Source organism: Mesorhizobium sp. 128a (assembly GCF_053848025.1).
Genome location: NZ_JBSPKY010000006.1, coordinates 66,861 through 87,572, shown reverse-complemented (window position 1 = coordinate 87,572; position 20,712 = coordinate 66,861). Strand labels below are relative to the sequence as shown.

General features: G+C 62.6%; 20 protein-coding genes. 5 read left to right on the top strand and 15 right to left on the bottom strand.

Features of this window, described 5'->3' with window-relative positions; translation table 11 throughout:
• Positions 1-64 precede the first annotated feature (64 nt).
• Positions 65-1,249 (top strand): amino acid aminotransferase, encoded by a 1,185-nt coding sequence (locus ACWTU9_RS12750; protein ID WP_455858566.1) that lies wholly within the window; start codon positions 65-67, stop codon positions 1,247-1,249.
• Positions 1,250-1,285: 36 nt separating this feature from the next.
• On the opposite strand, the gene ACWTU9_RS12745 is transcribed toward ACWTU9_RS12750, so the two are convergent.
• Positions 1,286-1,504: a hypothetical protein gene (locus ACWTU9_RS12745; protein WP_455858565.1), complete on the bottom strand. Its 219-nt coding sequence runs from the start codon at positions 1,502-1,504 to the stop codon at positions 1,286-1,288.
• 221 nt (positions 1,505-1,725) lie between these two features.
• On the opposite strand from ACWTU9_RS12745, the gene ACWTU9_RS12740 reads away from it, so the two are divergent.
• Positions 1,726-3,144: a winged helix-turn-helix domain-containing tetratricopeptide repeat protein gene (locus tag ACWTU9_RS12740; RefSeq protein WP_455858564.1), complete on the top strand. Its 1,419-nt coding sequence runs from the start codon at positions 1,726-1,728 to the stop codon at positions 3,142-3,144.
• Between the two features lie 141 nt (positions 3,145-3,285).
• Complete coding sequence (gene mazG / locus ACWTU9_RS12735; RefSeq protein WP_455858717.1) at positions 3,286-4,110, top strand: nucleoside triphosphate pyrophosphohydrolase; 825 nt, start codon at positions 3,286-3,288, stop codon at positions 4,108-4,110.
• 6 nt (positions 4,111-4,116) lie between these two features.
• Here mazG and hflX read toward each other — a convergent pair whose 3' ends face one another.
• The 8 genes from hflX to dusB form a co-directional block, all read right to left on the bottom strand.
• Positions 4,117-5,508: a GTPase HflX gene (hflX, locus tag ACWTU9_RS12730; RefSeq protein ID WP_455858563.1), complete on the bottom strand. Its 1,392-nt coding sequence runs from the start codon at positions 5,506-5,508 to the stop codon at positions 4,117-4,119.
• Positions 5,509-5,754, bottom strand: coding sequence for an RNA chaperone Hfq (gene hfq, locus ACWTU9_RS12725; RefSeq protein WP_006202172.1), 246 nt, complete (start codon positions 5,752-5,754; stop codon positions 5,509-5,511).
• Positions 5,755-5,899: 145 nt separating this feature from the next.
• Entirely contained in the window at positions 5,900-6,760 is an 861-nt protein-coding gene (locus ACWTU9_RS12720; RefSeq protein ID WP_455858562.1) for a D-amino-acid transaminase, read from the bottom strand.
• A gap of 103 nt (positions 6,761-6,863) precedes the next feature.
• Positions 6,864-8,225, bottom strand: a complete 1,362-nt coding sequence (gene ntrX / locus ACWTU9_RS12715; RefSeq protein WP_181056899.1) for a nitrogen assimilation response regulator NtrX — start codon at positions 8,223-8,225, stop codon at positions 6,864-6,866.
• Positions 8,215-10,503, bottom strand: a complete 2,289-nt coding sequence (locus ACWTU9_RS12710) for an ATP-binding protein (RefSeq protein ID WP_455858561.1) — start codon at positions 10,501-10,503, stop codon at positions 8,215-8,217. Before ACWTU9_RS12710 ends, ntrX begins: the two co-directional genes overlap by 11 nt.
• A gap of 143 nt (positions 10,504-10,646) precedes the next feature.
• Positions 10,647-12,104, bottom strand: a complete 1,458-nt coding sequence (gene ntrC, locus ACWTU9_RS12705) for a nitrogen regulation protein NR(I) (protein WP_455858560.1) — start codon at positions 12,102-12,104, stop codon at positions 10,647-10,649.
• Positions 12,101-13,246 (bottom strand): two-component system sensor histidine kinase NtrB, encoded by a 1,146-nt coding sequence (locus tag ACWTU9_RS12700; protein WP_455858559.1) that lies wholly within the window; start codon positions 13,244-13,246, stop codon positions 12,101-12,103. The genes ntrC and ACWTU9_RS12700 overlap by 4 nt, the downstream gene beginning before the upstream one ends.
• Positions 13,243-14,265 carry a tRNA dihydrouridine synthase DusB gene (dusB, locus tag ACWTU9_RS12695; RefSeq protein WP_455858558.1) on the bottom strand — a complete coding sequence of 341 codons (1,023 nt, stop codon included), beginning with the start codon at positions 14,263-14,265 and terminating at the stop codon, positions 13,243-13,245. Before dusB ends, ACWTU9_RS12700 begins: the two co-directional genes overlap by 4 nt.
• Before the next feature lie 139 nt (positions 14,266-14,404).
• Between dusB and ACWTU9_RS12690 the strand changes: the two genes are divergently transcribed.
• Both ACWTU9_RS12690 and ACWTU9_RS12685 read left to right on the top strand, forming a co-directional pair.
• Positions 14,405-15,628 (top strand): bifunctional 2-C-methyl-D-erythritol 4-phosphate cytidylyltransferase/2-C-methyl-D-erythritol 2,4-cyclodiphosphate synthase, encoded by a 1,224-nt coding sequence (locus ACWTU9_RS12690; RefSeq protein ID WP_455858557.1) that lies wholly within the window; start codon positions 14,405-14,407, stop codon positions 15,626-15,628.
• Positions 15,625-16,134, top strand: coding sequence for a CinA family protein (locus ACWTU9_RS12685; protein WP_455858556.1), 510 nt, complete (start codon positions 15,625-15,627; stop codon positions 16,132-16,134). The genes ACWTU9_RS12690 and ACWTU9_RS12685 overlap by 4 nt, the downstream gene beginning before the upstream one ends.
• Here ACWTU9_RS12685 and ACWTU9_RS12680 read toward each other — a convergent pair.
• The 6 genes from ACWTU9_RS12680 to ACWTU9_RS12655 all read right to left on the bottom strand — a co-directional run bounded on the left by ACWTU9_RS12680 (position 16,110) and on the right by ACWTU9_RS12655 (position 20,706).
• Positions 16,110-16,571 (bottom strand): type II toxin-antitoxin system RatA family toxin, encoded by a 462-nt coding sequence (locus ACWTU9_RS12680; protein ID WP_455858555.1) that lies wholly within the window; start codon positions 16,569-16,571, stop codon positions 16,110-16,112. The two genes, ACWTU9_RS12685 and ACWTU9_RS12680, sit on opposite strands and share 25 nt — an antisense overlap.
• A gap of 70 nt (positions 16,572-16,641) precedes the next feature.
• Entirely contained in the window at positions 16,642-17,607 is a 966-nt protein-coding gene (lipA, locus tag ACWTU9_RS12675) for a lipoyl synthase (RefSeq protein WP_455858554.1), read from the bottom strand.
• Positions 17,608-17,733: 126 nt separating this feature from the next.
• Positions 17,734-17,991 carry a GlsB/YeaQ/YmgE family stress response membrane protein gene (locus tag ACWTU9_RS12670; RefSeq protein ID WP_181056890.1) on the bottom strand — a complete coding sequence of 86 codons (258 nt, stop codon included), beginning with the start codon at positions 17,989-17,991 and terminating at the stop codon, positions 17,734-17,736.
• Positions 17,992-18,093: 102 nt separating this feature from the next.
• Positions 18,094-19,560 carry a dihydrolipoyl dehydrogenase gene (gene lpdA, locus ACWTU9_RS12665; RefSeq protein ID WP_455858553.1) on the bottom strand — a complete coding sequence of 489 codons (1,467 nt, stop codon included), beginning with the start codon at positions 19,558-19,560 and terminating at the stop codon, positions 18,094-18,096.
• An 82-nt stretch (positions 19,561-19,642) separates the two neighbouring features.
• Complete coding sequence (locus ACWTU9_RS12660; protein WP_455858552.1) at positions 19,643-20,284, bottom strand: SGNH/GDSL hydrolase family protein; 642 nt, start codon at positions 20,282-20,284, stop codon at positions 19,643-19,645.
• Positions 20,281-20,706, bottom strand: coding sequence for a hypothetical protein (locus ACWTU9_RS12655; protein ID WP_455858551.1), 426 nt, complete (start codon positions 20,704-20,706; stop codon positions 20,281-20,283). The genes ACWTU9_RS12660 and ACWTU9_RS12655 overlap by 4 nt, the downstream gene beginning before the upstream one ends.
• Positions 20,707-20,712: the final 6 nt, after the last annotated feature.

Genomic DNA, 20,712 nt, shown 5'->3' with positions numbered 1-20,712 from the left:
TGAAAGCGCTGGCGAAGCACGGCCGATTTGCGTATCACTCCGCCGCCACCGGAAACCGCTCTCCATGTTCGAAACACTGCAGCCTGCTCCCGCCGACAAGATCATCGCTCTGATCGGCGCCTACCGTGCCGATCCGCGACCCGGCAAGATCGACCTCGGCGTCGGCGTCTACAAGGATCGCGACGGCAGGACGCCGGTCATGCGCGCTCTGCGTGAGGCCGAGAAGCGGTTGCTGCAAGGTCAGGACACCAAGACCTATCTCGGGCTTCCGGGTGACACCGGTTTCAACACGGCGATGGTCAAGCTGGCCTTCGGTCCCGCTGCCGACATGACCCGCATTCGCGCGGCGCAAGCGCCGGGCGGATCCGGCGCGCTGCGGCTGGTGGCGGAGCTGCTTAAGCGGACCCGCCCGGACGCAACCGTGTGGCTGTCGGACCCGACATGGCCGAACCACCCGCCGGTGATGCGCGGCGCCGGCCTCAAAGTGCGCGACTATCCCTATTTCGACGCAACTTCGGGCGCTGTGCGCTTCGACGACATGCTGGCAGCGCTGGGTACAGCCGAGGCCGGCGACATCGTGCTGCTGCATGGCTGCTGCCACAACCCGACCGGCGCCAATCTCGATGCCGCGCAATGGGCGAAGGTCACCGATCTCGTCGCCGAGCGCGGGTTGTTGCCGTTCGTCGACATTGCCTATCAGGGCTTTGGCGAAGGCCTCGACGCCGACGCCGCCGGCTTGCGCCTGCTGGCGGCAAAGGTTCCCGAAATGGTCGTTGCCTCGAGCTGTTCGAAGAACTTTGCCGTCTACCGTGACCGCGTCGGCGCGGCGATGATCATGGCTAGGAACAGCGCTGAGGCCGATGTGGCGATGAGCCAGATGCTGGCGGCGGCGCGCGCCATGTATTCGATGCCGCCGGACCATGGCGCCGCCGCAGTGCGCATGGTGCTGGAAGACGATGGCCTTCGCGCCGATTGGGAGGCGGAACTCGAGGAGATGCGGCTGCGCATGCTGAGACTTCGCGTCCAGTTCGCCGATGCGCTGCGCCGGCAATCCAATTCCGACCGCTTCGATTTCATCGCCAGCCATCGCGGCATGTTTTCAAGGCTTGGTCTCACCGAAGCGCAGGTCGAGCGGCTGCGGGCCGAATACGGCGTCTACATGGTCGGCGACAGCCGCATCAACGTCGCCGGCCTGCCCGAAGACGGCATGGATGATCTCGCCAAGGCGGTCGTCTCGGTGCTCGACTAGAGCAATTCCGGGAAGTGTGAAACGGGCTTTCGCCTCTCACCAGGTGGGATCCCGACCTTCAAGATCATCGTCCGGGACGACCTCCGGCTGGCGACGGCGACTGGCGTAGGGGCCAACGTATGCCATTTTGAGCGCATCTCCCACCACGCTGGATACGGCGGCAAGCGATGCACCGATTTCGAGCCTCGGAAGGCTTGGCCGTAGCCGGCTAAGGCGGCGAAGGGTGATCACTGCGGTGGTGGAGATGTCGGTCATGGTGTCCTCCTGTGACGGTAAGCATGACACCGCTCCCCACTCAGGTCCTTGGTTCGGACCTGAATAGTCCTGACCAGTCCTGAACAGCCCTGAAGTTCGCCTTCAGAACCGTCTTGGGTTATCCTTGCCCCCGAGGGACAGGTTCTTGGCAAATGGACTTGGAGTTCGGGAACTATCACCTGAAACGCACCGAAAGGCTGCTGCTAGGCCCCAATGGGCCGGTGGAGCTTTCGGGGCGATCCTTCGACATCCTCGCCACATTGCTGGCGAGGCCGGATGAGGTGGTCGGCAAGACCGAGCTCTTCGATGCGGTCTGGCCCGGCCTGGTGGTGGAGGAGAACACGCTGCAGGTGCACATTTCGGCGCTGCGAAAACTGCTGCCCGCCGAGATGATCGTAACCGTGCATGGCCGCGGCTATAAATATGCAGGTCCCAAGCCCTTCGTGGCGACGGCAGATGCTAAGGCGTCGACCAGGCCGTCTATTGCCATACTTCCCTTCGACAATATGAGCGGCGACCCGGAGCAGGACTATTTCAGCGACGGGATTACCGAAGACATCATCGCCGAGCTTGGCAAGTTCAAGGAGTTTCTGGTCATTGCGCGGAACTCCTCCTTCCAGTTCCGCGGCAAGGCCAATGACCTAGCCGAGGTGGCAAAGAGACTTGGCGTGCAGTACGTCGTCGATGGCAGCGTGCGAAAGATCGGCAACCGGGTGCGGATTGCCGTGCAGCTGACAGACGCAGTCTCGATGGCTCATATATGGGGCGAACATTACGACCGGGAGCTCGACGACATTTTCGCCATCCAGGACGAAATCACCCAGATGATTGCGGCGCGTCTGGCCCGACAGACCAGAACAGCGATTGCGTCGCGCGCCAGGTCCCGGCCGACCAACAATATGTCGGCCTATGAGTATTACTTGCGGGCGCTGCAACTCGCAGCCGTCTATGACACGGTGCTAGAAGCAGAACCCTTTCTGCGCCAGGCGGTGAAGCTCGATCCGCGGTTTGCTGCCGCCCACGCCATGCTCAGCTTTGTCGAGTCCTTCAAGTACTATTGGGACTACAACAATCCCGGTCATTTGCATTCCGGACTGGAGATAGCAAGAACCGCATTGAGCCTTGACCCCGACGAGGCCTATGGGCATCTCGCCACCGGCTTCGCTCACTTGTATTTGCGCCAGTTCAGGCAAGCCGAAATCAGCCTTGAGCGGGCAGTTGCGCTTAATCCGAACGACCCGTTAATTCTCAGTATCCGCGCTATTTTCCTCAACCACACGGACAGGCCCGAGGAAGGGCTCGGTGAAATAAGCGAAGCTCAGCGCCGCGACCCGTACGCTGTGGGATGGTATGACGACTTTCGCGGCGTCTTACTGACGACGGCTGGCCGATATCGCGAGGCGGCTGCCTGCTACGCGAAAATGGCGACTGTAACACCCTGGTCGCTCGTTCGTGTTGTCATCTGCCATTCCGAACTCGGCGAAATCAAGCAAGCGCAAGACGTGCTGGCAAAAGTCAAGGCGCATTACCCTGAACTAAGCCTTGACGAGATCATTGATACGGAAGTGGACTTCTATGCCGATCCCGCCGTGTGCAGCCGTTATCGCGCGATCCTGCAGCGTGTGGATAACGAAGCATAGCCTCCACCACGGCCCGGCGGCGAGAAGTCTTGGTCAACCGACCTTCGCAGAGTGGCTGGGTCTGCCGCCGCCTGTGGACAATCTCCCCTCGCCGGCCGACGGCATTGGCCGGCAAGCCGCATGCACGATAGCATCCTGGCCATGAAACCTTCGCAAGACATTTCCCGGCTGATCGAGATCATGGCCGCGCTCAGGGCGCCGAAGACCGGCTGTCCCTGGGACATCGAGCAGGATTTCTCGACCATCGCGCCCTACACGATCGAGGAAGCTTATGAGGTTGCCGACGCCATTGCGCGCGGCGATCTCGACGATCTGCGCGACGAGCTCGGCGACCTCCTGCTGCAGGTTGTCTACCACGCGCAGATGGCGCAGGAGACCGGCGACTTCGCTTTCGGCGACGTGGTTGAGGCCATCACCACCAAGATGATCCGCCGCCATCCGCATGTCTTCGGCGATGAAGAGGCGCGCAGTGCCGGCATGGCCAAGGGCATGTGGGAAAAGATCAAGGCTGAGGAGAAGGCGGAAAAGCGAAGCGCGCGGCTGGCCCGCGGCCTCGACTCGGAAGACAATGGAAAAGGGTTTCTGGACAGCGTGCCGGTCGCCCTGCCCGCCTTGACGCGCGCGCTGAAACTGCAGGAGAAGGCGGCCCGGGTCGGCTTCGACTGGAGCGAGGCAGCCCCCATTCTCGACAAGATCGAGGAAGAGATCGGCGAGTTGCGCGAGGCGCTGGCCAAGGGCGAAACGGCCGAGATCAAGGACGAGTTCGGCGACATGCTGTTTGCCGTCGTCAATCTGGGACGTCACCTCAAGCTCGATTCGGAGGCGGCGCTGAGCGGCACCAACGAAAAGTTCCGCTCGCGCTTCCACTATGTCGAGCTCGCAATTGAGGCGTCGGGAAGCACGCTGGAAAAAGCCACGCTGGACGAGATGGAAGCCCTCTGGCAGCAGGCCAAGGGCAAGACGTGAGCGGGCTTACGCTTTGCTTTTACGGTGAAGTCGGCTTTCGATCTCTTGCCGGGCGCTGTGCGTTGCCTTGAGCGCGATGGTGGCGCTGCCATCGTCATTGTCGGTGCGCGCAACGATGTCGCCATTGCGGTAGAGCCAGTCGACGAGGCCAAACTGCGCCGGCTCGATCGTCACCGTCAGTTCCTCGAGTTCGCCCGACATCCTGGTCTCGATCAGCGCCTTCAGCGCATCGATCCCCTCGCCGGTAACGGCCGAGATGGCGATCGGCGGCGCCTTGTTGCCGTCGGCGCCATCGGCAAGCAGGCGCTCCCGGTTGCCGTCGTCGAGCAGGTCGACCTTGTTCCACACTTCGACGACACGCTTGGCGTCACCCGCGTCGACGCCGAGATCGGCCAGGATGCGTTCGACATCCTCGGCCTGGGCAGCGGTGTCCGGATCCGAGATATCACGAAGATGGATGACCAGGTCCGCCTCGACCACCTCTTCCAGCGTGGCGCGGAAGGCGGCGACCAGATGCGTCGGCAAATCCGAAATGAAGCCGACCGTATCCGACAGGATGATCGGCGTGCCGTGCGGCAGGCGCACGCGGCGCAGCGTCGGATCCAGCGTGGCAAACAGCATGTCTTCCGCCAGCACGTCTGCCCCGGTCAGCCGGTTGAACAGCGTCGACTTGCCGGCATTGGTGTAGCCGACGATCGCCACCACCGGGAACGGCACCTTCTTGCGCTTGGCGCGGTGCAGGTCGCGGGTGCGGCGCACCGTTTCCAGCTCGTGTTTGAGCTTGATGATCTTCTCCTGCAGCTGCCGCCGGTCCGACTCGATCTGCGTTTCGCCGGGGCCGCCGAGGAAGCCGGCACCGCCGCGCTGGCGTTCAAGGTGGGTCCAGCTCCGCACCAGGCGACCCTTCTGGTAGTTGAGATGGGCAAGCTCGACCTGCAGCGTGCCTTCCTTGGTCCGCGCGCGCTCGCCGAAGATTTCCAGGATCAGCCCGGTGCGGTCGAGCACCTTGGCGTTGAATTCCTTCTCGAGATTGCGCTGCTGCACCGGCGTCAGCGGATGGTCGACAATGACCACCTCCGCGTGCCCTTCTTTGACGATTGCCGCGAACTCCGCGACCTTGCCGCTGCCGAGCAAGGTTGCCGGGCGTGGATCGTTGACGGTCACCACCGCCGTATGAATCAGGTCGAGGTCGATGGCGCGGGCAAGGCCGACCGCCTCGTCGTGGCGGGCCTCGGCCGATCGCGTTAGCCGTGGACGGTTCGTCTCGTCATCGCTGCGCTGATGCCGGGTAAGCACCGGCACAATGACAACCGCCCGGGTCGGACCGTTGGCTTCCGGCCCGGGGTGATGCGCTGGTTTCCCGCGGACGCTGCGGTCCGCGTCTTTCTCACGTGCCAATCAGGCGCCCTGGCTTTCCTCGCCATCGAACATCTGAACCGGCTGGCTCGGCATGATCGTGGAAATGGCATGCTTGTAGACGAGCTGGGAGTGGCCGTCGCGGCGCAGCAGAACACAGAAGTTGTCGAAGGAAGTGACCACGCCGGTCAGCTTGACGCCGTTGATGAGAAAGATGGTGAGTGGATTTTTGCTCTTGCGAACTGAATTCAGGAACAGGTCCTGAAGGTTTTGCGATCGTTCCGCCATTGTTTTTGTCTTTCGCCGATCCCCTTCGGTTTGCAGGCCAATGCGCCAAATTAGCGGGCACATGTCAAGCTTGCAAACACCCCCTTGCCGTCAGTAACGACAAGCAGAACGAGATATATTGATGTTCATTCCACCTGTGCGGTTATCAGGCTGGACTTTTTTCCGCAACGTCAAAAAAGGCTTGCCGCAATGAAAGTGTTATTGAGCCGGGATGGCCATTGGCGACCGCAGCGCCGTCGATTGCCACCACCGGCATGGCGATTGTCGTTGCCGAACTGATGAAAGCTTCGCGCGCCGCCTTGGCCTCGGCGACCGAAAAACCGCGTTCCTCGATCTTCAAACCGAGCTTGGCCGCCACCTCGAACATGGTGGTACGAGTGATGCCGCGCAGGATGCCGTGCTCGGCCGGCCGGGTCACCAGAATGCCGTCCCGGGTGACGATCCAGGCATTCGAGGACCCGCCTTCCTTGACGTTGCCGTCGGTGTCGACGAACCATGCTTCCTGGGCGTCGGCTTCCTTGGCCTTCTGCTTGGCCAGCACATTGGGCAGCAGGCCGGTACTCTTGATGTCGACACGGTCCCAGCGGTTTTCCGACACGGTGATGACCTTGATGCCGGTCTCGGCCCGCTTTACGGCCGCCGCCGGATCGGCTTTTCTGGCCGTAATGACCAGCGACGACAGCGTATCGGCCGGGAAAACGAAGTCGCGGCTGGCGACGCCGCGCGTCACCTGGACATAGACCAGACCGTTGACGACCTGATTACGCCGCACGACCTCGCGCAGGAGAAGCGGCAGCACGCCCTTGGTGACCGGCCAGTCGATCGAAAGTTCGCTGAGCGAGCGGTTCAGCCGGGCAAGATGGCGCGGCATGTCGACGATAAAGCCCTGCGCCACCTCGCAGACCTCGTAGACGCCGTCGGCGAACTGATAGCCGCGATCCTCGATATGCACGGCAGCGTCGGCATGGGCGACATAGCGCCCGTTCACATAGGCAATGCGCGGCATCCAGTGATCCCTCAGAAAAGTCCCGCTATTTCTAGGCGATTCCGCCGCTGCCGTAACCGGCAATTGCATGGGCCACGGCCCGCTGGCCCAACAACAATGGGGATCAGACCCCCAGCGACTTCAGCTTGCGGTGCAACGCGGAGCGCTCCATGCCGATGAACTCCGCCGTCTTCGAGATGTTGCCGCCGAACCGGTTGATCTGGGCGATCAGGTAATCCTTCTCGAACTGTTCGCGGGCCTCGCGCAGCGGCAGCGCCATAATGTGCTGGTCCGACTGGTTCGGCGTACGCGGCATGACATCGCCGATCTCCGACGGCAGAAGGTCGGCGGTGATCGGTGCATCGACATCGTCGCCGCGCGCCAGGATCATCAGCCGTTCGACATTGTTGCGCAACTGGCGGACATTGCCCGGCCAGTTGTGCGCCTGCAGTACGGCCAGCGCATCGTCGCCAATGCGGCGCGGCTTGATGCCGGCCTGGCGTGCGATCTGCTTCATGAAATTGTCGACGAGGTACGGAATGTCCTCACGCCGCTCGGCCAGGCCCGGCACCATGACCGGAACCACCGCCAGACGGTGATAGAGGTCCTCGCGGAAACGACCGTCGGCAATCATCGCTTCGAGGTTCTGCGAGGTCGAGGAAATGATGCGGACGTCGACCTTGACCCGCTTGGTGCCGCCGACCCGCTCGAACTGCTGCTCGACCAGCACGCGCAGGATCTTGTTTTGCGTCTCGCGCGGCATGTCGGCGACTTCGTCGATGTAGAGAATGCCGCGATGCGCCTCCTCCAACGCGCCGACCTTGCGCTCGGTGCCGTTCGATTCGGTGCCGAACAGCTCGATCTCCATGCGCTCGGGCGTGATGTTGGCCGCACTCAGCGTCACGAACGGCGCGCCCTTGCGCGTCGACAGCGTGTGGATGGCCCGTGCGGCGAGCTCCTTGCCCGAACCGGACGGACCGATGATCATGACGCGGCTGTTGGTCGGCGCGACGCGCTCAATGGTCTGGCGCAGCTGGCTCATCGCCGACGACATGCCGATCAGGTCGAAGGTTTCGCCGCTGCGCTGCTTGAGGTCGGAGACTTCGCGCCGCAACTTCGAGGTTTCGAGCGCCCGCTCGGCGATCAGGATCAGCCGGTCGGCCTTGAACGGCTTCTCGATGAAATCATAGGCGCCGCGGCGGATGGCCGACACGGCCGTCTCGATATTGCCGTGGCCCGAGATCATCACCACCGGCAGGCTCGGATGCATCGTCTTGATCTCGTCGAGCAGCGCCAGCCCGTCCAGGCGCGAGCCCTGCAACCAGATGTCGAGGAAAATCAGCCGCGGCGCACGATCGGCTATTGCCGCGAGCGCGCTGTCGGCATCGAACGCCGTGCGGGTTTCATGCCCTTCGTCGCTCAATATGCCCGCGACGAGCTCACGGATGTCTTCCTCGTCATCGACGATGAGAATATCAGACGCCATTACCGACCTTTTCAGTTTCTCTTTCGTGTTCCGTTTCGCCTTGACCGCGTGGCGGCGCGGTTGCGGCGGCTGGTGGCAGGATGATCGAGATCATCGCGCCGCGTCCACCGTGGAAGTCCGCAGGCGCATCGTGCAGTTCGAGCCGCCCGCCATGGTCTTCGACGATCTTCTTGACGATGGCGAGGCCGAGCCCGGTGCCCTTCTCGCGTGTCGTCATATAGGGCTCGAGCAGCCTTTGGCGATTCTCGCGCGGCAGGCCTTTGCCATTATCGATGACGTCGATTCTGATCGCGCCATTCTGCCGGGTTGCTTGAATCCGGATTATGCCGTGCGAACCGTCCTTTTGTTCCAGTCCGTCAATCGCTTCGGCGGCGTTCTTGATGACGTTGCCGAAAGCTTGCGCCATCAGACGGCTGTCGAAAGTGCCCTTGAGCGGCTCGTTGCCGAAGACGCGTTCGAAAGCGATGTCGGCACGGCTCACCTCGACCAGGAACGAGGCCTCGCGCAATGATTCGCGCAGATCGATGGCCTTCATCTCGGGCTTCGGCATGCGGGCGAAAGCAGAAAATTCGTCGACCATGCGGCCGATGTCCTCGACCTGCCGGATGATGGTGTCGGTGCACTGATCGAAAATCTCGCGGTCCTCGGTGATGACCTTACCGAAACGGCGTTTGATGCGCTCGGCCGAAAGCTGGATTGGCGTCAGCGGGTTCTTGATTTCATGCGCAATACGCCGTGCCACGTCCGCCCAGGCCGAGGAGCGCTGCGCCTGCACCAGATCGGTGATGTCGTCGACCGTCACCACGTAGGACTTCTCCTCCGAGCCGTCGTCGCCGGCCTCGATGGTGATCTGCACGTTGAAGGTGCGCTCGGCGCCGGCGCGGTAGAAGGTGACCTGTTCGCGGTAGACCGGCTTGCCGGATTTGCGGCCGATCTCAAAGACGCGGCCGACATGAGGCAGCACGGCCGACAGGTTCTGCCCGAGCGCTGCCGTCGCCGATATCGCCAACATCGTTTCGGCGGACTTGTTGACGATGGTGACGATGCCGTAGGGGTCGACGCCGATGACGCCGGCGGTGACGCCGGCCAGCACCGCTTCCGAGAAACGCCGCCGCTCGTCGATCAAATCCTTGGCCGACAGGATCTCGTTGCGCTGCGATTTCAGCTCAAGCAGCATCTTGTTGAACGTATCGCCAAGCGAGGCTACATCACCGTCGGAAGGCCGCACCGGCACGGCGACATCGAGATTGCCGGTGGCAACCTCGTCGGCCGCGCCGATGAGCTGGCGAATGGGCCGCACCAGACGGTCGGCCACCGCTATGCCGGTCCAGATGGCCGACAGGATGATGATCAGCGTCAGCGACAGATAGGGCAGCGCGAACGCCACCTGCGAGGTCCGTCTGTTATCTTCCAGGCCGCGATATTCTGCGGTGTTGGACTGGACGATCTGCCGCGCCTTGATCACCTGGGGATCGACGAGACGAATGGTGTAGAGGTAGAGGCCTTCGATCTCCCGCAATTTGACGATGGCGCCCATGATGTTGCGCGTCTTCGGCTCGATCAGCACCGGTTTGCCGTCGGCCGCACTCGCCACAGCTCCTTCCGGCGGCTCCGGCATGGCGAAATTCGTATCGGTCTTGGCGCTCATGACGAAAGAGCCATCCGGCTTGATCAGCGCCGCATGCGCCAGGGTCCTGCCCACGGCTTCCTTGTTCATAAGGTCGAGAAAACCGGTTCGATCGAGGCCGTAAAGCGTGCGTGAAGCGTCGAGATCGTAAGCCATCGACAGCGTAGTGCCCTGAAGATTGCGAGCATTTTCCTGCACGTAGGCATCGGCGATCGACAGCGACGAGTTGACGATCGTCTTGGTGCGGATCTCGAACCAGCGGTCGAGGCCGATATCGAGCGTGATCGAGGCAATGATGGCCACCATGATGGCGGGTATGGCAGCGACCAGCGCAAACATCGCCACGATGCGCACATGCAGCCGCGACGCCGCCTTCCCGTGCCGGCGCGCCATGACGATGCGATGCACCTCGCGGCCGACCAAGGCAATCAGCGCCAGCACGAACCCGGCGTTGACGGCAATCAGCGTCAGCGTCGTGTTTGCGTCCGGCGTGATCGGCGTCGCGCCGACCAGGATCGCAAAGGAGATTGCGGCCGTAACCAGCGCCCCGGCGATTGCGACAACGCCGGGCAGCGCAAGCAGCCGGCGTCCATCCCTTCCGCCGGGCCTGCTGAAAAGCGGTTCGTTTGATGTAAGAGCCTGCGAAGCCATGTCGCCGTCTAAGAGCCAGTGATTGCGTCGGATGTATGCAACGCATTGTGGCGATTATGCAACAAGTGTGGCCGCGAGGGAAACTTTCGGCCGCCGATCCCCTGAAAAGGGGATGACATCGCGTCACTTGGAGCGGTGCGCGTTCACGATCTCGACGATTTGTAGACGTTGACCCCGAGTTCGCGAATCTTCTTGCGCAGCGTGTTGCGGTTCAAACCCAGCAATTCGGCCGCCTTGATCTGGTTGCCGCGCGTTGCCGTCATGGAAGCGAGGACCAACGGATATTCAACCTCGGACAGGATGCGCTCATAGAGGCCGGCGGGCGGCAGTTCGCCGGCGAAAGAGGCAAAATAGCGCTGCAGGAAGTGCTCCACCGCCTGGCCGATGGACAGGTCGTCCGGGATCAGGTTGCCGCCGCCGGGAACGACCGGCCTTTCGCCTGTCTTCAGTTCGGCTTCGATGATCTCGGCAGATATTTCGTCCTGGGAGTAGAGCGCGGCAAGCCGGCGCACCAGGTTTTCCAGTTCGCGCACATTCCCCGGCCACGGATAGCGCTTCATCAATTCGATGCCGCCGGTCGAAATGCGCTTGGTCTGCAAGCCTTCGGTGGCGCCGACCTTGAAGAAATGCCGCACCAGATCGGGAATGTCTTCCGACCTCTCACGCAAGCCCGGCAGCCGCAGCGGCACGACGTTCAGGCGATAGAACAGATCCTCGCGGAACAGCCCCTGGTTGATCAGCGTGCGCAGATCCTTGTTGGTGGCGGCGACGATGCGCACGTCGGTCTTGATCGGCGTGCGCCCGCCAACCGTGGTGTATTCACCCTGCTGCAGCACGCGCAGCAGCCGCGTCTGCGCCTCCATCGGCATGTCGCCGATCTCGTCCAGGAACAGCGTGCCGCCTTCCGCCTGCTCGAAACGGCCGGTCGACCGGTTCTGCGCCCCGGTGAACGCGCCCTTCTCGTGGCCGAACAGTTCCGATTCGATGAGGTCGCGCGGGATCGCCGCCATGTTGATGGCGACGAACGGGCCGCCGCGGCGCCGGCCGTACTCGTGCAACGCGCGCGCCACCAGTTCCTTGCCGGTGCCGGATTCGCCCGAGATCATCACCGTCAAATCGGTCTGCATCATGCGCGCCAGCATGCGATAGATGTCTTGCATGGCCGCAGAGCGGCCAACCAGCGGCATCGCGTCAGGCTGTTCTTCCGGCCGGGCGTCGATCTTCGGCCGCCGCGGCTCGGACAGCGCCCGGTTGACGATGCTGAGCAGTTCGGTCAGGTCGAACGGCTTCGGAAGATACTCGTAAGCGCCTGTTTCTGAAGCACGAATCGCGGTCATAAAGGTGTTTTGGGCGCTCATCACAATGACCGGCAGCTCAGGCCGCGCCTTCTTGATGCGCGGCAGCATGTCGAACGCATTTTCGTCCGGCATCACCACGTCGGTGATGACCAGATCGCCCTCGCCCGCCGCCACCCAGCGCCACAGCGTCGAAGCGTTGGAGGTCACGCGTACCTCATGGCCGACGCGCGACAGCGCCTGGTTGAGCACGGTGCGGATGGCCGCATCGTCGTCGGCGACGAGAATATTGCCGCGAACCGTCATTTGCGGTCTCCTTCGCCTTCATCATCGGCAGTGTCGATCGGTGTTTCTTTCCAGGCCGGCATCAGTATGCGGAAGGTGGTGCCGCGCGGCGTCGAATCGCATTCGATGATGCCGCCGTGCTCGCCGACGATTTTCGCCACCAGCGCCAGGCCGAGCCCCGAGCCGTTCGGCTTGGTGGTTATGAACGGGTCGAACAGGATCGGCAGGATGTCTTCCGAAACGCCGGACCCATTGTCGCGCACGCAGAACTCCAGCGGCAGCGATACGCGGTCTTGCGTCCCCGGCACGGAAACTCGAATGCCCGGTCTGAACGCGGTCGACAGCACGATCTCGCCTTGCGGGTCGCCGCCGATCGCCTCGGCGGCGTTCTTGACCAGGTTGAGAAACACCTGGATCAGCTGGTCGCGATTGGCGAAAACCGGAGGCAATGATGGATCATAGTCCTCCAATATCCTGATTCTTTTGGCAAAACCGTTCTTGGCGATCGCCTTTACGTGATCCAGAACGACATGGATGTTGACGGGGTATCGGTCGATCGGCCGCTCGTCGGAAAACACCTCCATGCGGTCGACCAGCGAGACGATGCGATCGGTCTCATCCGTGATAAGCCGGGTCAGAGCGCGATCTTCGTCGGACGCCGACAGTTCGAGCAGCTGTGCCGCGCCGCGTATGCCCGACAGAGGGTTCTTGATCTCGTGCGCCAGCATGGCGGCAAGGCCGGTGACTGAACGTGCAGCACCCCGATGCGTCATCTGCCGGTCGATCTTGTCGGCCATCGAGCGTTCCTGGAACATTACCACGACCGAGCCGGGGAATTCCGGCACCGGCGCGACATAGAGATCGACGACCTTCTCGATGCCGAGCCGCGGCGACGACACGTCGACACGGTACTCGTTGACCGGCGCGCGGCGCTCGCGCACCTGGTCGACCAGTTGTAACAGCGGGCTGCCGAACGGGATAAGCTTGGGCAGCGTGTTGCGCGCCAGCATGGTCGCGCTCGAGCGGAAGAAGTCCTCCGCATCGGCATTGGCGAAGGTGATGAACCCATCAGAATCGACCATGATCACCGGACGGCGGATGGTGTTGAGCACGATATGGGCGGCATCCGCCATCTCGGTGCCCGGTGCGGCAGGCGCGTTCATGCGGCACTCCGCAGGGGCGCGGCTTCGCCGGAAAACACCTCATACAACACAGCGATGACGCGGGCGGGCTCGAACGAGGTGAGGATGACTTTGCGCCGGTCGTCAGTGACGCCGGCGGCATGGCGGTCGATATACCAGCCGAGATGCTTTCGGGCCTGACGCAGGGCGCTTTCAACGCCGTAAAGCGTCAGCATGTCCTCGTAATGGGTAGCAATATAGTCGGCCATGGCTTCCGGGCTGTCCGGCACGCCGGAGGGCGCCCCGCCCGCAGCCGTCGCCGCGATACGGCCCGCCGTCCACGGCGCGCCGTAATGCGCGCGGCCGATCATCACAGCATCGGCGCCCGACTGTTCGAGGATTTCGGCAGCTTCCGCCGGCGAGCCGACATCGCCATTGGCGACGACCGGGATCGAGACGGCGTCCTTGATTCGGGCGATCGCGCCCCAATCGGCCTTGCCTTGATAGAACTGGCATCGCGTTCGGCCATGCACCGTCACCATTTTGACACCGGCCTCTTCAGCACGGTGCGCCAGAGCGGGCGCGTTCAGCGCGTTCTCGTCCCAGCCGAGCCGCATCTTCACAGTGACCGGCACCTGGACCGCACCGACCACCGCTTCGATCAACGACAGTGCGTGGTCTAGATCGCGCATCAGCGCCGAGCCGGCATAGCCGCCGGTCACCTTCTTGGCCGGGCAGCCCATATTGATGTCGATGATGTCGGCGCCCTCACCGGCAGCGATGCGCGCGCCCTCGGCCATGTGCACGGCCTCGCGGCCGGCAAGCTGGACCATGTGGACAGGCAGCCCGGAATGACGGATGCGCAGGTCGCAGCCGGCCCTGCCCTTGGCAAGCTCGCCGCTCGCCACCATCTCCGATACGACCAGGCCTGCGCCATGCGCGTAAGCGCGCTGCCGGAACGGCTCGTCGGTTATCCCAGACATCGGCGCGAGGAAGACGCGATTGCGGATCCTTACACCGCCGACATCGAGCGGCGAGGCCAATTTTGTCACTTCAGGCATGCACAAAAACCAAGCATATCGGATCGCTGCACATTCTCTAGACATAAGAAAGGCATTGTGCAACGCGCAATGACGTCACATTGAGGCGTATTTGGGAAAATGCTGGCCTTAGCCATGAGCCGCGACTAAGCCTCTCGCCATGACACAAGCAAGCGAAAAACTGGCCGGGCCGGCGACCGACAAGGTCGGCGTGGTCATCGTCGCCGCCGGCCGCGGCGCGCGCGCCGGACAGGCCGACGGACCGAAACAATATCAGCGCATCGGCGGCCGTGCCGTCATTGCGCGCACGCTGGAGACATTCCTGGCGCACCCTGAGATTGGGCCAGTCGTCGTCGCCATCCATGCCGATGACCGCGCGCTTTTCGACAAGGCAGCCGGCGCCAATGCCGAGCGGGTCTCCACCGTGATTGGCGGCGAGTCGCGCCAAGCTTCGGTTCGGCTGGGACTGCTCGAACTGAGAGGCCAGGCGCCGGGCCGTGTCCTCGTGCACGATGCGGTGCGGCCATTTGTCGACGCGGCCCTGATCGGCCGCACCATCGCGGCCATTGGCGAACGCCAGGGCGCGCTGCCGGCGCTGCCCGTCGCCGATACGCTGAAGCGCGAATCGGTCACCGGCATGATCAAGGAGACGGTGCCGAGGGCCGGCCTTCATGCTGCACAGACGCCGCAAGGCTTTCCGTTCTGGCCGTTGCTCGCGGCACACGAAAAGGCCCATCATCTTGGCAAGTCGGATTTCACCGACGATGCCGCGATCGCCGAATGGGCGCATATTCCGGTCAAAATCGTCCAGGGGTCGCCGGACAATGTCAAACTCACCTGGGCAAGGGATATTGCGATGGCCGATCAGCGGCTTACCGGCGAACGTTTTCCCGACATCCGCACCGGCAATGGCTATGACGCGCATGCCTTCGAGCCCGGCGACCATGTCACCTTGTGCGGCGTTGCCATTCCCCACGGCAAAAAGCTGTCGGGACATTCGGATGCCGATGTCGGCCTGCATGCGCTCACCGACGCGCTGCTTGCCACCTGCGGCGCCGGCGACATAGGCACGCATTTCCCGCCTTCCGATCCGCAATGGAAGGGTGCGGCTTCAAAAATCTTCGTCGAACATGCGGCAAAGCTGGTGCGCGAACGCGGCGGGCGCATCGCCAATGCCGACATCACGCTGATCTGCGAGACGCCGCGCGTCGGCCCGCATCGCGACGCCATGACCAAGGCCCTGTCGGCGATGCTGGGCATTTCCGTCGATCGCATCTCGATCAAGGCGACCACCAACGAAAAACTCGGCTTTGTCGGCCGCGAGGAAGGCATTGCCGCCATCGCCACCGCCAGCGTCGTCTTTCCCGGGGACGTCCCGGCATGAGCAACAGCGCCCTCGCCAACGCCTTGCTCCAGGCCTGCCAGCAGCGCGGCATAATGCTGGCGACCGCCGAAAGCTGCACCGGCGGCATGATCATTGCTGCCCTCACCGACATTGCCGGCTCGTCCGCCGTCGTCGATCGCGGCCTCATCACCTATTCCAACGAAGCCAAGATGGAGATGCTTGGCGTCTCGGCCGCCACGCTTCATGCGCATGGCGCCGTCTCGCGCGAAACGGTTCTGGAGATGGCCGCCGGCGCACTGGCCCACTCGCACGCCGGCCTGGCGCTTGCCGTCACCGGCATTGCCGGCCCCGGTGGCGGCTCGCCGGACAAGCCGGTCGGCCTGGTCTGGTTCGGGGTGGCGCTCAGGGGTGGGCCGGTGGCCACCGAGCTCAATCTGTTTGCCGACAATGGCCGCGACTTCATTCGCAGCGAGACGGTCAGGCATGCGCTGGAGATCGGCCTGCGGGCGCTCGGCGACACTCACGAAATGGGCGTCGTTCCATAGATGACGTCGGCGCGCTTTTCGAAGGCTTCGGAAAACATGCGGAAGGCGCGATCGAACATGGTGCCCATCAGCGCACCGAGGATGCGGCTCTTGAACTCGTAGTCAATGAAGAAGCGCACGCTGCAGCAGCCACCGTCTGCCGGCTCGAAGCGCCAGATATTGGAGAGATACTTGAATGGCCCATCGATGTATTTGACGTCGATGGTGTTCTCATCCGGCTTCAACAGCACCTGCGTCGTAAAGGTCTCGCGGATCGCCTTGTAGCCGATGCTCATATCGGCGACGAGAATGGTGCGGCCGTCACGCTCCTTGCGCGAGCGCACCGTCAGCGCCTCGCAAAGCGGCAGGAATTCAGGATAGGTTTCGATATCGGCGACCAGCGCAAACATCTGCTCCGGCGTATGGGCGACGCGGCGAGTGGCTTCGAATTTCGGCATTAAAGCATGTCGCTCAAAAGTGGCCCCGGTTTTGAGAAAACGACATGCATCACAGATCTAAAGCAAAGGGTTAGCTGGCTTTTTTGAGCTGCGCTTCGCGCGCTGCCCGCAGCCTGGCGAAATCGTCGCCGGCGTGATGCGAGGAGCGCGTCAGCGGGCTCGACGCCACCAGCAGGAACCCCTTGGTCTTGCCGATGGTGGCGAAGGAATTGAACTCTTCCGGCGTGACGAAGCGGATCAACGGGTGGTGTTTCTTCGACGGCTGCAGATACTGGCCGATGGTCATGAAGTCGACATTGGCCGAACGCAGATCGTCCATCAGCTGCAGGATCTCGTTCCGCTCTTCGCCGAGGCCGACCATGATGCCGGACTTGGTGAAGATCGAGGGATCGAGTTCCTTCACCCGCTGCAACAGCCGGATCGAGTGGAAATAGCGCGCGCCCGGTCGCACCGTCAGATAGTTCGACGGCACGGTTTCGAGATTGTGGTTGAACACATCGGGCTTCGCCGCCACGACAATCTCCAGCGCGCCTTCCTTGCGCAGAAAATCGGGCGTCAGGATTTCGATTGTGGTCAAGGGCGTCGCCGCCCGAATCGCGCGGATGACCTCGGCGAAATGCTGCGCGCCGCCATCGGCAAGATCGTCGCGGTCGACGGAGGTGATGACGACGTGGCTCAGCCCCATCTGCTTGACGGCGTGCGCGACGCGCGCCGGCTCATCGGCATCGAGCGCGGTCGGGATGCCGGTGGCGACATTGCAGAAGGCGCAGGCGCGCGTGCAGATCTCGCCCATGATCATGAAGGTGGCGTGCTTCTTTTCCCAGCATTCGCCGATATTGGGGCAGCCGGCCTCTTCGCACACCGTCACCAGCTTGTGCGACTTCACGATCTCGCGCGTTTCGGCATAACCCTTGGACACCGGCGCCTTGACGCGGATCCAGTCGGGCTTGCGCAGCACCTCCTGGTCGGGCTTGTGCGCCTTTTCGGGGTGCCGCAGGCGCGGCGCGTTGGTGATCGTGTCGAGAACAGTGACCATCTCAAACCTGACTTGTTGGCATCCGCCCGTCGGCGTCAGCCTCTAAAACGTCACTTAAGACTTTTCGGAGCAAAGAAAAAGGCCGCGGCGGCGCATGCCGCCACAGCCTTTTTCGCATAGCGGGCTCTAGCGGCGAATGAGCCGCCCGGCAAAGATCAGCAGGCAGGCGCCAATGAAGCCGGTGATCAGGTAAGCGAGCCAGCCGACGCCGAAGGGCTCGATGTTGAGAGCCCTGAGGATGGCGTTGAGCACCACCGCACCGACAATGCCCATAATGATGTTCATCAAGATGCCGGTGTTGCTCTTCATGACCATCTCGGCCAGCCACCCGGCCAAGCCGCCGATGATGATGGCTGCAATCCAGCCCACGCCATTCACGTCCATATGCCAACTCCTCCTTGATCAGGTGAAAATGCATCCGGATACGAACTGCCTTGCCGTAAGGTTCCTCCGGCGCATGCGTCTGAGTCTCGCGGCAGCAATTTATCATGCGTTGAGCGCGCGCCCATAGGCGTCGAGCACGCTTTCCTTCATCATTTCCGACAGCGTCGGATGCGGGAAGATGGTGTGCATCAGCTCTTCCTCCGTCGTCTCCAGGTTCATCGCCACGACAAAGCCCTGGATCAGCTCGGTCACTTCGGCGCCGACCATGTGGGCGCCGAGCAACTGGCCGGTCTTCTTGTCGAAGATGGTCTTGATGAAACCCTGGTCCTCGCCGAGCGCGATCGCTTTGCCATTGGCGCCGAACTGAAAGCGGCCGACACGTATGTCCTTGCCTTCGGCCTTGGCCTTGGCTTCGGTCAGGCCGACGGAAGCGACCTGCGGGTTGCAGTAGGTGCAGCCCGGAATCTTCAGCTTGTCTGTTGCATGCACGCCGGGGAAATTGGCGATCTTCTCGACGCAGACCACGCCCTCATGCTCGGCCTTGTGGGCCAGCATCGGCGGTCCGGCGACATCGCCGATGGCATAGATGCCAGGCACGTTGGTCTTGCCGTAGCCATCGACGACGACGCAGCCGCGATCCGTCTTCACGCCGAGCGTCTCGAGGCCGAGGTTTTCGATATTGCCCTGCACGCCGACGGCCGAGATCATGCGGTCGGCTGATATCTTCTCGACCTTGCCGTCCTTCATCTCGACATGCGCGGTGACCGAGTTTGCACCCTTCTCGACCTTGGTCACCTTGGCCTCGAGGATGATCTTCATCCCTTGCTTCTCGAACTGTTTCTGCGCGAATTTCGAGACTTCGGCGTCCTCGACCGGCATCACCGCCGGCAACAGCTCGACCACTGTGACCTCGGCGCCCATGGTGCGGTAGAAGGAGGCGAACTCGATGCCGATGGCGCCGGAGCCCATCACCAGCAGCGACTTCGGCATTTCCTTCGGCACCATCGCCTCGAAATAGGTCCAGATGAGCTTGCCGTCCGGCTCGATGCCGGGCAGCGCGCGGGGCCGTGCGCCGGTCGCCAGAATGATGTGCTTGGCAGCGTAGGTGCCCTCGCCCTTGACGCCTTTCGGCACCGGCGGCTGCGGCTCCATCGGCTTCTTGGCGGTCTTGGAAACGACGATCTCGCCCAATTTTTCACCTGAAGGAGCCTTGGACAGCTTGGCCTCGCCCCAGATGACGTCGACCTTGTTCTTCTTCATCAGGAAAGCGACACCGCCATTGAGCCTGAGCGACACCTTGCGCGAGCGGTCGACCACGGCGGCCGTATCGGCGCTGACCTTGCCGCCTTCGAGCTTGAGGCCGTAGTCCTTGAGATGATCCGAATAATGCATGATCTCGGCCGAGCGCAGCAGCGCCTTGGTCGGGATGCAGCCCCAGTTGAGGCAGATGCCGCCGAGATGCTCGCGCTCGATGATCGCCGTCTTGAAGCCGAGCTGCGCGGAGCGCACCGCCGTGACATAGCCGCCAGGGCCGGAGCCGATGATGATGACGTCGTAGGATTCTGCCACGGGGTTTCTCCCTGATTGTTCAGAGCATGATGCCGAAATGTGTGAAGCGGTTTTCGGACGACGTCATGCTCACTTCTATGATCTAGAGTTCCAGCATCACGCGCACCAATGGCGCCAATGCCTCACCTATGTTGCGCGTGTTTTCCGCATCGAGATGAACACCGTCGAGCGGCGTGGTCGTAGCCACGGTCCCGGCGTCGAAAAAGCCGCAGCCGGCCTCGTCGGCAAGGATCGAATATTGCGGCGCCAGCCGCTTCGAGGCCTCGTCGCCGCCGGCAAACATTTCCTTGAATTCGGCATTGTCGGTGCGGCTGACCGCAGGCGGCGCCACGATCAGGATCTGCGGCGCGGGCCAGTCGAACGGATAGTCGTGGCCGCGGACGATATCGATCAAGCGCTGCATGCCTTGTTTGGCCGCAACCGGATTGCCGTGGATCCACGGCTTCATGTCGTTGGCGCCGAGCATGATGACGATCAGGTCGATCGGTGCATGCGTCGTCAGGATCGTCGGCAGCAGTCTTGCACCGTTGCGGTCCGCGCCTGCCAGATGGTCGTCGAAGGCGGTGGTGCGGCCATTCAGGCCCTCGGCGATGACTTCGATATCATCGTCGTCCAGCGCCGCCTTAAGAACGCTCGACCAGCGGTCTTCCAGAGCATGCCGGCCAAGGCTTGCCGCGTCGTAGCCCCAGGTCAGGGAGTCGCCATAGCAGAGAATTGTCTTCACGCCCTTGCCTCGCCTCTGCCAAAACCCGGCTGCCCGCGCCTAACCCGCCACCGTACGAACAGCCAATGCACCACAATCGTAGCCAGGCTCGACAGAACCAACCCTGCGATGATTGGCAGGTTCCCCCCCCAATCGCGTCCCTCGGGCGGTTGGGAAAAAGTCCAGCCGATCAAGCCGAAACCAATCAGCACGAACAAGGCGAATGTGCCGATCCCAACCCAATCGATGGCCTTGAGCGGATTGGGACAAAACTGTGCAATGAAAAACAATATCGTCACGACAGTGGTGACCAGCCCGCACGCGAAGAACACGAGAATGTATTCCTCGTGCGCGCCTGTGTTTATCGCCAGTCCCACCGCAACGATGGCGCCGGCAAGCAAAGACAGGAAGAAGGCCATGAAGGAGGTGAAGACTGTCCGCACCGCCTT

Bases quoted from the DNA above. Each gene is read 5' to 3' on its own strand.
- ACWTU9_RS12685 (WP_455858556.1), top strand. From the start codon at position 15,625: ATGAGCAACAGCGCCCTCGCCAACGCCTTGCTCCAGGCCTGCCAGCAG.
- ACWTU9_RS12720 (WP_455858562.1), bottom strand. From the start codon at position 6,760: ATGCCGCGCATTGCCTATGTGAACGGGCGCTATGTCGCCCATGCCGAC.
- ntrC (WP_455858560.1), bottom strand. From the start codon at position 12,104: ATGACGGTTCGCGGCAATATTCTCGTCGCCGACGACGATGCGGCCATC.
- dusB (WP_455858558.1), bottom strand. From the start codon at position 14,265: ATGCCTGAAGTGACAAAATTGGCCTCGCCGCTCGATGTCGGCGGTGTA.
- lipA (WP_455858554.1), bottom strand. From the start codon at position 17,607: ATGGTCACTGTTCTCGACACGATCACCAACGCGCCGCGCCTGCGGCAC.
- ntrX (WP_181056899.1), bottom strand. From the start codon at position 8,225: ATGGCGTCTGATATTCTCATCGTCGATGACGAGGAAGACATCCGTGAG.
- ACWTU9_RS12750 (WP_455858566.1), top strand. From the start codon at position 65: ATGTTCGAAACACTGCAGCCTGCTCCCGCCGACAAGATCATCGCTCTG.
- mazG (WP_455858717.1), top strand. From the start codon at position 3,286: ATGAAACCTTCGCAAGACATTTCCCGGCTGATCGAGATCATGGCCGCG.
- ACWTU9_RS12680 (WP_455858555.1), bottom strand. From the start codon at position 16,571: ATGCCGAAATTCGAAGCCACTCGCCGCGTCGCCCATACGCCGGAGCAG.
- hfq (WP_006202172.1), bottom strand. From the start codon at position 5,754: ATGGCGGAACGATCGCAAAACCTTCAGGACCTGTTCCTGAATTCAGTT.
- ACWTU9_RS12745 (WP_455858565.1), bottom strand. From the start codon at position 1,504: ATGACCGACATCTCCACCACCGCAGTGATCACCCTTCGCCGCCTTAGC.
- ACWTU9_RS12700 (WP_455858559.1), bottom strand. From the start codon at position 13,246: ATGAACGCGCCTGCCGCACCGGGCACCGAGATGGCGGATGCCGCCCAT.
- ACWTU9_RS12670 (WP_181056890.1), bottom strand. From the start codon at position 17,991: ATGGACGTGAATGGCGTGGGCTGGATTGCAGCCATCATCATCGGCGGC.
- ACWTU9_RS12690 (WP_455858557.1), top strand. From the start codon at position 14,405: ATGACACAAGCAAGCGAAAAACTGGCCGGGCCGGCGACCGACAAGGTC.
- ACWTU9_RS12710 (WP_455858561.1), bottom strand. From the start codon at position 10,503: ATGGCTTCGCAGGCTCTTACATCAAACGAACCGCTTTTCAGCAGGCCC.